We start from the raw sequence: 11,533 nt of genomic DNA, 5'->3' as shown, positions 1-11,533 counted from the left end.
GTTCTTCCTGCGTGTGCATTTCGCGCAGCGGACCGCGGGTGCGAGCCAGCACCCGGCCTTCCCTGCGCCCTCTTGGATTAGAGGGTGGAGCGATCAAGCAAAGCTCGGGCGAAATGCGCCGCGAGGCCGCGAAGGCGTGTCCGTGAGCTGAGCTGCGTGCCACAAACTCGATATCGTAGGGTGGGCAAAGCGCAGCGTGCCCACGCCTTGTTGCTTATGGACGGAGATCGTGGGCACGGCGCTCTGCGCCTTTGCCCACCCTACGGCAGCGCCGCTGGGATGTGCACTGGAGCATCGCGATGACGAGGTGGAGACAGCGTGCGCCTCACTCCGCTCTCATGCCCCGGACGCAGCGCGGCGTCCCCGGCGATGCGAAGCATCGTCCGGAAGTGGTGCGCTGCAGAGCCGGGGCCATCTCGCCGCGTGCCGTGCCGCCCCTGGGTCCCGGCTCTGCGCTGCGACGCTTTGCGTTGCAGCGCGTCCGGGACACGGAGCCTTGCCCCAACCAGGCCAGCGCGCCAACCAGGTCAGGCCCCCTGACCATCTTTTGGCGTTGCAGTTGCTGCTATTTCTCGTCTAGAAACGGGTCACTGAGCCTCCCGGCAACCAACCGTCAACGGTTTTGACCGAGGATTTGGGGCTCAAAAGGGTCTGGTAATGCTGATTCGCGGCCAAATCGATGGGATTTCGGGGGAGGTGGCTCTGGCCGCCGCCACGATCCCGGCCGCGCTGCTGCCCACCCTCCTTATTGGCGGCCTCCTTCTTACTTGCCCCTGAGGGCCGGCTGGGCGCGACGCGCCTGGGCGCTCAGGGGTTGGTCGAGATCACCGGACACCTCAAGCGCCCAGTAGACTGACGGCGCAAAAGCTCAAAAGGAAATTTGCAATGGCCACCGCGAACCAGTCCGACAAGGACCGCGTCATCATTTTCGACACCACCTTGCGCGACGGCGAGCAGTGCCCCGGCGCCACCATGACCTTCGAGGAGAAGCTCGAGGTCGCCGAGTTGCTGGACGATATGGGCGTCGACGTCATCGAAGCCGGCTTCCCGATCACCTCGCAAGGTGACTTCGAAGCGGTGAGCGAGATCGCCCGCCGCTCCAAGAATGCCGTCATCGCCGGCCTGTCCCGCGCCCATCCGGCCGACATCGATCGCTGCGCCGAAGCGGTGAAGTTCGCCAAGCGCGGCCGCGTCCACACCGTGATCGCGACCTCGCCGCTGCACATGCGGGTGAAGTTGAACAAGACGCCGGAAGAAGTGCTCGAGACCTCGGTCGCCATGGTCGCCCGCGCCCGCAACCAGATCGACGACGTCGAATGGTCGGCCGAGGACGGCACCCGCAGCGAGATGGACTACCTGTGCCGCATCGTCGAGGCCGTCATCAAGGCCGGCGCCACCACGGTGAACATCCCCGACACCGTCGGCTACACGGTGCCGGAGGAATACACCCACTTCATGAAGACGCTGATCGAGCGCGTGCCGAACTCGGACAAGGCTGTGTTCTCCGTGCACTGCCATAACGACCTCGGCATGGCGGTCGCGAACTCGCTGGCCGGCGTCGTCGGCGGCGCGCGCCAGGTCGAGTGCACCATCAACGGCATCGGCGAGCGCGCCGGCAATGCTGCGCTCGAAGAGATCGTGATGGCGATCAACGTGCGCAACGACAAATTCCCGTACTGGAACAAGATCGACACCACGCAGCTCACCCGGGCCTCGAAGGTGGTCTCGGCGGCGACCTCGTTCCCGGTGCAGTACAACAAGGCGATCGTCGGCCGGAACGCCTTTGCGCATGAGAGCGGCATCCACCAGGACGGCGTGCTGAAGGACGCATCCACCTACGAGATCATGCGGCCCGAGATGGTTGGCCTGAAGCAGTCCTCGCTGGTGCTCGGCAAGCATTCCGGCCGGCACGCCTTCGTGCACAAGCTGGAGGAGATGGGCTACAAGCTCGGCCCGAACCAGCTGGAAGACGCGTTCACGCGGATGAAGGCGCTGGCCGACCGCAAGAAGGACATCTACGACGAGGACATCGAGGCGCTGGTCGACGAGGAGATGGCGGCCTCGCACGACCGTATCAAGCTGACCTCGCTGACCGTGATCGCCGGCACCCACGGTCCGCAGCGCGCGACCATGAAGCTGGACGTCGATGGCCAGATCAAGATCGAGGAGGCCGAGGGCAACGGTCCGGTGGACGCGGTGTTCAACTGCATCAAGCGCCTGGTCCCGCACGAGGCCAAGCTGGAGCTGTATCAGGTCCACGCGGTGACCGAAGGCACGGACGCGCAGGCCGAAGTGTCGGTGCGGCTGTCGCAGGAGGGACGCGCGATGACGGCACGCGCGGCGGATCCGGACACGCTGGTGGCTTCCGCCAAAGCCTATCTCGGCGCGCTCAACAAGATCGTCATGAAGCGCCAGCGCGACACTGTGACGACGGCGGCGGCGAGCTGACCGTCCGGCTGTCATTCCGGGCGCCTCAAAGAGGTGACCCGGAATCTCGAGATTCTCAGGTGCGCAGTTGCGCACCGGAGTTCGATGCTTCGCATCGCCCCGGAATGACGGCATTTATGATAAATACCTGCCCTGCTAACGGCCAATAGCGGCTGCGTCTCCCAGCCGCTATTGATGCTGTCGGCATAAGGATTGGCCGCCCGCGCGCCGGGCGGCTTAGAAAATAACAGGGAGAGATTATGCGCACCTTCGCGATCGCCGCGTCCATCGCGGCACTGGCACTCGGACTTGCCGGGCCGGCATCGGCCCAATCGCCGATCATCATCAAGTTCAGCCACGTCGTCGCCACCGACACGCCGAAGGGCAAGGGGGCGGAGAAGTTCAAGGAGCTGGCCGAGAAGTACACCGGCGGCAAGGTCAAGGTCGAGGTCTACCCGAACTCGACGCTGTACAAGGACAAGGAAGAGCTCGAGGCGCTCCAGCTCGGCAGCGTGCAGATGCTGGCGCCGTCGAACTCCAAGTTCGGACCGCTCGGCATTCGCGAGTTCGAAGTGTTCGATCTGCCCTACATCCTGCCCGACCTGAAGACGCTGCGGAAGGTGACGGAAGGACCGCTCGGCACGCGGCTGCTCAAGCTGCTGGACGCCAAGGGCATCACCGGCCTTGCCTATTGGGACAACGGCTTCAAGCAGATGAGCGCCAACAAGAAGCTGATCACGCCTGCCGACTATCAGGGCGTCAAGTTCCGCATCCAGTCCTCGCGCGTGCTGCAGGCGCAGTTCAAGGCGCTCAGCTCGCTGCCGCAGGTGATGGCGTTCTCGGAAGTCTACCAGGCGCTCCAGACCGGCGTGGTCGACGGCCAGGAGAACACCTGGTCGAACATCTATACCCAGAAGATGCACGAGGTGCAGAAGTACATCACCGAGACCAATCACGGCTACATCGGCTACGTCGTGATCGTGAACAAGAAGTTCTGGGACGATCTGCCGGCCGACATCCGCGACCCGCTCACCAAGGCGATGAAGGAAGCGACCGACTTCAGCAACGCGCAGTCGCAGAAGGAAAACGACGACGCGCTCGCCGAGATCAAGAAGAGCGGCAAGAGCGAGATCATCAAGCTCACCGGCGAGCAGGACGAGGCGATGCGCAAGGCGATGGAGCCGGTCTACAAGGACGCCGCAGGCCGCATCGGCCAGCCGCTGATCGACGAATTCCTCAAGGAAGCCAAGAGCACCACGAATTGAGCACCACGAATTGAGCACCACGAATTGAGCACGACGAACTGAGCACGACGACACTGATCAACCCGAACGATGAACGAAGGCTTCCGTGCGGCCTGCACGGAAGCCTTTTTGTTGCGAATGATGTCCGATTGCGGCTGGAGGTAAAATCGGGCGTTACAGTCCTGGTAAGGGCGCGCTTCCTGTCCAAGTTGTAAGTTGCGCGTCCGCCGGGTCGCGCCCATCTTCAGGGACATCCTTCCAGAGGAGGTCCGGATGAAGAAGTTCACCATCGCCGCCATCGCCGTGCTCAGCATTGCCGGCTCGGGCGCGGTCTATGCCCAATATCATCGCCCGTGGATGGAGCACATCCGCCACATCCGCATGAACCCGGAAGACCGCGCCGCTTTTGTCGACGCGCGGATCGCCGCCGTCCATGCCGGGCTGAAGCTCAACGCCGACCAGGAGAAGCTGTGGCCGCCGGTCGAGGCTGCCGTGCGCGAATTCGCCAAGCTGCGCATCGACCGCGCCAATGCGCGGATGAATGCCGGTCCCGGCGATGCCGGCAGGAATGCTGACAAGGACGCCGACAGGCCGGAGGATCCGGTCGCCCGCCTGCGCCAGCGCGCCGAGGACATGGGCGCGACCTCGGCGGCCCTGAAGAAGATCGCCGATGCCGCAGACCCCCTCTACAAGACCCTGGACGAGGGCCAGAAGCGGCGCCTCGCCGTGCTGACCCGCCACCGCGGCCCGTTCGGCGGCGGCGAAGACGGCCCGCACCGCCACTTCATGGAACGCGGCATGGACCGCATGATGGAGCGCAGCATGGAGCACTTCCATCGTGACCGTTTCGACCGCGACGGCGGCGAGGGCCGCGATCGCGAGGGCCGGCTCTGAACGGGGCGGGATTTCGCGGGCATTAACCCTGGAGAAGCCGCTGGAATCCAGCGGCTTTTCGCTTTCTGGGGACTGTGGAAAAACCTTCATTGCATCGCTTGCCAGACCCGGATCGCTTTGCTAAACGACCGACCTCGCAAGGCACTAACCGCCTTTCGGGCGCATAGCTCAGTTGGTAGAGCAGCTGACTCTTAATCAGCGGGTCCCAGGTTCGAGCCCTGGTGCGCCCACCACCCTTAAGAGATTGGCCCGCAAGGGCTTTTTTAAATTCTTCGACAGAACAATGCACGTCTCGTGCGACGTTCTTTGCGTGGGGTGGACACGGCGTGCACGCACGATCTGGCCGGTTTAACCTCTTCCGCGTCAGCCGCGCTTTCGCTGAGAGGGTGGCTTAAACTCCACGACCTCGTGCTGGCCGCACGGATTAGGTGGCTCATTTTTCTTCACGATTAGCTCAAGCTCGAGAGCCTCGAAGGCGAGCTCATCCGCCAAGCGCTTAAACAGCTCGCGCTTTTCTATGTCCGTCGCCCGCTGACTCATCAGCGCAAACTCTCTGGCGTCAGCGCGGACCTTTTCCAAACGTCGTCGGAGGTCCTTCATGTGTGCCGGCTCAGCTTTTAAACTTATCCTCGGCCCGAATGATCAGTTTGCTTGTTCGGATCCACCGGGAGTCAACTGCCGAAACTCGATATTGGTTCTATGTGGATCGCCAAATTCGCCGCTCATCGTGCTGCGAAATTTAGCCATGCTCCATGACCCGGTTTCAGGGATTGCGGGCTGAGGACGGCCGTCCTGGCTGATGAGCCATCCCTGTCCGGCTCTCGCCGGATGATGCATAGAACTACCATACCTGCAGGGGCACGAATGTTCGAAAGCGCACAGACGCGAGTGTTGCGCCGGACTAGGCTGCGAGCGATCCTAGACGCTCGTGAAGCGCTCGGGGCCCAACGGCCTCGGGGGATGTCAATGTGCCGGCTGCGCTGAGGCGGCTCCGTCCGCGAACCCAGTGTTGCCGGTTGCGCGCCGGGTATGAGGCAGGAGTAAGCTCGGCATATTCTAGATCAAACGATGGTCGTTCCTCGTGCGTACTTTCCTTCTCATTGTGGGAATATGGCTGCTGGTGAACGTTCTGTTCGTTGTAGTTGTCCTGCCCTCGCGCAGACCGGGACCTATTGGGCGAGCAGGAACCCCATCTCCGGTGACGATCAACACGACGGCCGGTCGCTCGGTCGATCACGACCCACCACTCCTGCGGCGCGGAATGACGCCGGTTGCAATCAGAGTTCTTCTCGTCGCCCTCCTCCTTCCAGTCCTTCGAGCGTGGAATGCGGTGAGGCGGCGCTTCAGAGGGCTCCACGACTAGACGCGGGCCATCGCGAGCCTGAGATTCCCGTCGATGTCTTCACTGCGCCGCGGGCCCCCGAGCGATTCAACTAGACCATCAGCCAGATCGCAAGTGCGCTCGCTATGGCCATCCTCCAAGCATGGTTATGACCCCGCGTTTAAACGATGATGTGAAAAGCTCAGAGCCCCAAGAGGTAGCAGCCGGCGCCAGCATTCCCATCCAAAATGCCGCAATCGGCGCTCAATTTGTCTGCCGCTTTTGAGCTCAAGCCTGATCGATCAGGAAATCGTCCAAATCTCGGCCGCTTCGAAGCTGCGGACGCAGCCATCGCGGCTGCCTGCCGCGACCCGACCATGTCTCCGCTGGGTTCTTCGGATTGCGATATTTGGGACGGACGGGCGGGTATGGACGGCGGCGCTTACGATTGAGCCGTGTGGCCTCGTTGGCCAGTTCAATCCTGTGGAGCCTTTCCTCCAAATGTGCTTTTTGCACCGCCATTTTCTGAGCGAGTTTGGCGGCGACCTCTTGGTGAAGTATCCAGAGCTCGTCAACGGAGAGCGAATTAAAATGCGCGGTGTTCATGGCTCCATCCGAATCTTGGGCAGAAGGCCCAGGCAGACAAGTCGGGAATCCGGGAGCAGACAAGCCGTCAGTTAAATATTGATCGTGCAATCCACATTTAAATTTGAGAGGTGGCAGGGAGAAAGGCGCGAAAGTGGTAATATCGTGGCGGAGTATTTAATTCGCTGCGAGGGTAGCCACGTCTCGTAACAGCCACAAACTCACCCCTCGGAGTGTTCGACGAGCGCAACGATGGTGATCGACCGGGGGGCGCGGCGCGGATCGTGGGCGGGAGCGAGGGCCGGCGCAACTCAGATGGATCGATGAATCGATCGCGCTGCCTCGTGTTGCACCCCTGGAGTGCTGGGCCTGCATATTAATTAGGTGGTCAAGAGTACAATTAATTCATCGCGCCGCCCGATTTAAGCCGCATGGGGGCCGTTGTCGCCGCTGAGGCTCAAGCGGGGCTAGGGCGCACCCGGGAGTTTTCGATGTCCGGTCAATTGCGATTGTACTTCGCCAGTCTGGTCCTTGTCGGAGGTTTTTCGGCGGCGCCCGCGTCTTCCAATCCTGTTGCCGACTTCTTCAATACTGCTACGTCCCAACCCACGGTAGCCTCTCCGCCGCAAGCCGAATGCGTGCCGCGTCCCGGTACCTCGACCAGTGGCGGACAGCATTGGGTCTACCGAATGGACGGTCGCCGCAAATGCTGGTTCCTGGTCGAGGGCATCGCGACGGTGAAGAAGCCCATTCGGGCTCGCGTGGCCAAAGACCGCAACGCCAGTTTGGACGAAAACGGGACCACGCAGACCAGGCGGAGCGCGGTCGTTGATGCGCGCGCGGAGTTGCTGCGCTCCGCACTGCCCGAGCGATCTCAGACGCCTGTACCCGAAATGCAGGTAGCAGATGCCGCTCCCGATCTCGGCACGGGCCCTACCCTGATGTCGGCGGCCCCCATCGTAGATCTTCCCAGCAACCAGCTCGCGCCCGAACACTCCGTGCCGGGCCAAGTCGACGCTGGGCAGCTCCTCGCCGCCGCGCCCGCCGACCCACCTCAAGATGTGCCGCTGGGGGCGCGCACCGCAGTGGCGCACGGCGAAGCGCGCAGCTGGACGGCCTGGTTCGGTGTGCTGCTGATGACGCTTGGTGGCCTCTCGCTCTTAAGCTCGAGCCGCACGCTTCGGCACGCAGTGCGATTACGCCACTGAGGTAGCGACATACAAAGTACTGCGCGCCGCGCGACCGAGGGGATTGAACGAGCAGGTATAGCCGAACTGCCACATGTATAAAGGTTCCGTGCGTCGTCACTCAGTTTGGCGCTGCCTTAGACCGACATTCGAGTACGATGACGCTCGTCTTTGGATCGGACTGCATCATGCGGTACAAGGTGTTCGTGGTGGACGGCAGCCGGCAAGTGATCTGCGCTGCAAAGCTCGACTGCATTGACGAGCAGGCGGCGAGACGCCGAGCCGAGCAAATGCATGACGAGCACGACGTTGAGCTTTGGGAAGGCGATCGACTCGTTGCGGTGTTCCGAAGTGCAACGTCGAATGAAAGTCGGAGCTAACGCGCGATCCTGAATAGGTGGCCGGTCTCGCCGCCGAGTTTAGTTCAAGCATTGTGAGGCACCCCGGCCTGGCTGGTTGGGCGACATGTCGCAGCTACGTCATCGCCGAGGCTCGCTACTGCGGGGATGAGGGCGCCCAGTCCTCTTTCAAAGTGGTGGCAGATGCGAGGAGCGCGGGCATCCGTGAATTGAATCGCGCGAGTGAGCCAATGTGGGTCAACCGTCGGACCCGGCGGGTCTCTAAACGGCTCTTGCTCTGCCGCTCGCTTTGGTACGCCGTCTTCTGCCGATTGTTTTTGCTTCTACATGTCGGAGCTTACTTCGAAGCTTCTCCACCTCTCTAAGCTCCTCCAGAAGCGCCTGGTGCCGTTCGCTCAGAACAGCACTAGAAAAAATCTGACGCGTACTCGACATCGCATGCCTCGGAAAATGTTGAAGTAAGAAGTCGACGAAAAGCGAAAGACAAAGAACCCTCGACCTAAGCTCAATGCGCTAAAGCCGCAGCCGCCAGATGCTCCCAGTACTCTGCCTCTGCAAGCAGTTTCCAGCTTCTCTCGGGTTGGAGTGCGGCAGTCTGTCGGCAAAGTAGTGCCATTGCGCGAAAGCGGCGGGCAGCTTCCATTTCAACCTCCCATGTTTTCTTTTCCCCAACATATTTTTCAATTTTGCGATGGAGTCATCATGATTATACACAATAATCAAATATATCATTTAATGGCAGTCGATTTGGTTGCGTTCGCGCGTCAACCGGGAACTGGTTTCGGTTTAAGCTTCACATGGATTTCGAATGCGGCTTGCCGGGGCCTTGTTGCGCGTTAAAGCGAACGAGAAACCTGCGCGGGACAGCAACAGGAGATGCGAAGCTTCGTGCGAGAGCATCGAGGACTCTTCTCGCCGCCCCCCAGGACACATGCGCCGGCTACCGAGCCATATAACCCAGCCATCGGATTGCATCAGCGCTCTGGCTACGCGTCTCGCTCTTAGGGCGCTGGTCTCACGCTTTGGAACGGCGCCCGGGCGACAAGGACGGCTACACTGACCCGATGGGATGACCAGCAACACATTGAAGGCCACGTCCGCCGCTTCACGGCGGGTGGGCCTGGATCGTCGGGTGCGCAAATTAATAATCACAGGTTGGTGCAAAGTATTGTTGGACCGGTGCTTTCATGCCTCGTCTTCGTAGGCTGGGCTGAGTTTCGGCTCCAATTGCTCCCTGCGAACTGCCGATCCACGCGAAGCAAATATCATCTCGCGAACCGAGTTCATCTGGGAGAAAAGCCGTAAAATTCCGGTGTCGCCTCGCAAGGAGAGACGCAGGGGCCTCTTTGTTATTGATTTCGATGTATTAATTATTAAATATAGCGCTTAAATAAATAAATGGACTGATGCTTTAATTTAAAATAGGTTTTATTTAATCAGGAGCAAATGACTGTGGCGCTTCTTGATCACGGTCGTCGCTTCTCGAGCCGCGAATATTGCAAGATCAATAATTGCCAAACGTGGGCGGCTAAGCGCCGGCCGCGATGGGCAGGGGGATACCGCTCTAGATCTTTTCGAGTGACTTGGCAGCAGCTGATTGATTGTCGCTGGTGGCGGACCTGTCGCCGTCCGAGCGAGCGCTACCAAATTGCGTGAATTGATTTGCGGCGAGGCTCTCTGCTCTGCATTGGCAGACGAGGGTTGCGAATGACGTTCACGCATTTTGTAGCAATGTTCGGCTGGGCTCGGGCAAGTTCGAATTCTTCTCCGTCAATTTGCGATCTTCCGATCCTGCCAAGTTTGCGGTTTGCAAACATGGCTGCTGTCGGGCGCGCGACCGTGCACACGACATCCGCTCGCGAGCTCGGATCGACTCTAGCCCCAAACAGGCTTGAGCGGCACGTGTTCTGTTCGCACATTTTCGAAGCGCTGAGCATGACGGCAGGCATGCTGAGCAGCTCGGCATTTTTCTTCAGCAGCATAGGCAAGGCAACGGCCGATCATCCCCGCGCCATTGTGCAATTTGTGCCGGTCCGTGAATGCGGACGGCGTATCACCCAGAGGATTTAAGCTATGGCGACGCAGACAACGGGCGGCGGCAGCACGGTTTCGTTCGGCAATACTCCGCAAGCCAACACGGACATTTTCTCGTTTACGGAAGACGCCAGCAACATTCTCATCTTGAATGTGCTGGCAAATGACCTTGGGGGCGCGGCCAAGACGCTGTTCTCCCTGGACAATGGAACGAGCGCCTCCGCGTCCACCAAGACCTACGCACCTGCGGATCTGCTGGTCAAGGACGTGGCGTACAGCAGCGATGCCGCCGGAATGGCCGCAACCGGTGACCGCAGCGCCCTCGGTGCACGCATCTGGATTGAAGCGGACGGCACCCTTCATTACGACAAGGGCGACATCAACGCTCAGCTTCAGGCGCTGGCGACCGGTCAAACGCTGACTGACACATTCACCTACGCTATCCAGCTGGGTAATGGCACGCTCAGTTGGGCGACCGTGACACTCCAGTTCAATGGCGCAAACGACTCGGTCATCATCACATCGAGTCCGCAGAGCGGCTCGGTGGTAGAAGACGCGAACGCCACGCCGGATCTCTCGGATTCGCAGAGCGCGGCCGGCACCATCAGTTTCAACGATGCCGATCTCGGCGACACGCATTCAGCCTCGTTCGCGGCAGCCTCTTCCAACACCACGTCGCTCGGCGCCTTCTCGCTCGATCCTGTCAACGAGACGGCCAATGCCGCCAACGGCTCGGTGCAATGGCACTACAATCTTAACAACGCGGCCGCCCAGTACCTCGCTGCGGGCCAGACGATCACCGAGAGCTTCGTGGTGACGATCAATGACGGCCACGGCTCGACAGCTACCCAGACGGTGACGGTCACGATCACAGGCACAAACGATTCGGCTACGGTCTCTTCCGAGGCGAAGTCCGTCACCGAGGGCAATGCCGCCGCCGCACTCAACACGAGCGGCCAACTCACCATCATCGACCCGGATACTGGCCAGGCCCATGTCGTGGCGCAATCGAACGTCCACGGGACCTACGGCGACTTCACGATCGATGCCAACGGCGCCTGGAGCTACACCGGCAACGGGGCCCACAATGAGCTCACCGCCGGGCAGCAGGTGCAGGACCAGTTCACGGTCACCAGCCAGGATGGCACCGCGAGCGGCATCGTGACGGTGACCATTACCGGCACCAATGATGCGGCCACGGTCTCGTCGGACTCGAAGTCCGTCACCGAGGGTGATGCCGCCGCCGCGCTGAACACCAGCGGTCAGCTCACGATTGTGGATCCCGACAGCGGCGAAGCCCATGTCGTCGCGCAGAGCAATGCGCACGGCAGCTACGGCGACTTCACCATCGACGCCAACGGCGCCTGGAGCTACGCCGGCAACGGCGCCCACAACGAGCTCACCGCCGGTCAGCAGGTGCAGGACCAGTTCACGGTGACCAGCCAGGACGGGACCGCGAGCGGCATCGTGACGGTCACGATC

Annotated in this window: 9 protein-coding genes and 1 tRNA gene; 8 read left to right on the top strand and 2 right to left on the bottom strand. The window is 61.1% G+C overall.

All coding sequences use genetic code 11. From position 1 onward, the window contains the following. The first annotated feature begins 885 nt into the window (after positions 1-885). The 4 genes from CV770_RS38995 (at position 886) to CV770_RS38980 (ending at position 4,798) form a co-directional block, all read left to right on the top strand. Positions 886-2,448: a 2-isopropylmalate synthase gene (locus CV770_RS38995; RefSeq protein WP_104466090.1), complete on the top strand. Its 1,563-nt coding sequence runs from the start codon at positions 886-888 to the stop codon at positions 2,446-2,448. 239 nt (positions 2,449-2,687) lie between these two features. Next, the gene (locus tag CV770_RS38990) at positions 2,688-3,692 is read left to right on the top strand and encodes a TRAP transporter substrate-binding protein (RefSeq protein ID WP_104466089.1); all 1,005 of its coding nucleotides are present in this window, start codon (positions 2,688-2,690) and stop codon (positions 3,690-3,692) included. A gap of 252 nt (positions 3,693-3,944) precedes the next feature. After that, positions 3,945-4,565 (top strand): Spy/CpxP family protein refolding chaperone, encoded by a 621-nt coding sequence (locus tag CV770_RS38985; RefSeq protein WP_104466088.1) that lies wholly within the window; start codon positions 3,945-3,947, stop codon positions 4,563-4,565. Positions 4,566-4,722: 157 nt separating this feature from the next. Next, positions 4,723-4,798: transfer RNA gene (locus CV770_RS38980), tRNA-Lys, on the top strand. A gap of 130 nt (positions 4,799-4,928) precedes the next feature. On the opposite strand, the gene CV770_RS38975 is transcribed toward CV770_RS38980, so the two are convergent. Next, positions 4,929-5,165, bottom strand: coding sequence for a hypothetical protein (locus CV770_RS38975; protein ID WP_091962904.1), 237 nt, complete (start codon positions 5,163-5,165; stop codon positions 4,929-4,931). A 1,009-nt stretch (positions 5,166-6,174) separates the two neighbouring features. Beyond that, positions 6,175-6,492, bottom strand: a complete 318-nt coding sequence (locus CV770_RS38970; protein ID WP_104466087.1) for an H-NS histone family protein — start codon at positions 6,490-6,492, stop codon at positions 6,175-6,177. A 470-nt stretch (positions 6,493-6,962) separates the two neighbouring features. Here CV770_RS38970 and CV770_RS38965 point away from each other — a divergent pair, with 470 nt between their 5' ends. The 4 genes from CV770_RS38965 to CV770_RS38955 all read left to right on the top strand — a co-directional run. Further along, entirely contained in the window at positions 6,963-7,679 is a 717-nt protein-coding gene (locus CV770_RS38965) for a hypothetical protein (RefSeq protein ID WP_104466091.1), read from the top strand. Between the two features lie 167 nt (positions 7,680-7,846). After that, a complete protein-coding gene (locus tag CV770_RS38960) occupies positions 7,847-8,038 on the top strand; it encodes a hypothetical protein (RefSeq protein ID WP_028144438.1) in 192 nt (63 codons plus the stop codon). 1,686 nt (positions 8,039-9,724) lie between these two features. Next, positions 9,725-10,087, top strand: coding sequence for a hypothetical protein (locus CV770_RS41925; RefSeq protein ID WP_146101441.1), 363 nt, complete (start codon positions 9,725-9,727; stop codon positions 10,085-10,087). 3 nt (positions 10,088-10,090) lie between these two features. Continuing rightward, a partial coding sequence (locus CV770_RS38955; protein ID WP_201760235.1) for a VCBS domain-containing protein occupies positions 10,091-11,533 on the top strand: 1,443 nt, incomplete at its 3' end.

This window comes from Bradyrhizobium sp. AC87j1, from assembly GCF_002936975.1.
GTDB classification, from domain to species: Bacteria; Pseudomonadota; Alphaproteobacteria; order Rhizobiales; family Xanthobacteraceae; genus Bradyrhizobium; species Bradyrhizobium shewense.
This window is presented reverse-complemented; position numbering and strand designations above follow the sequence as displayed.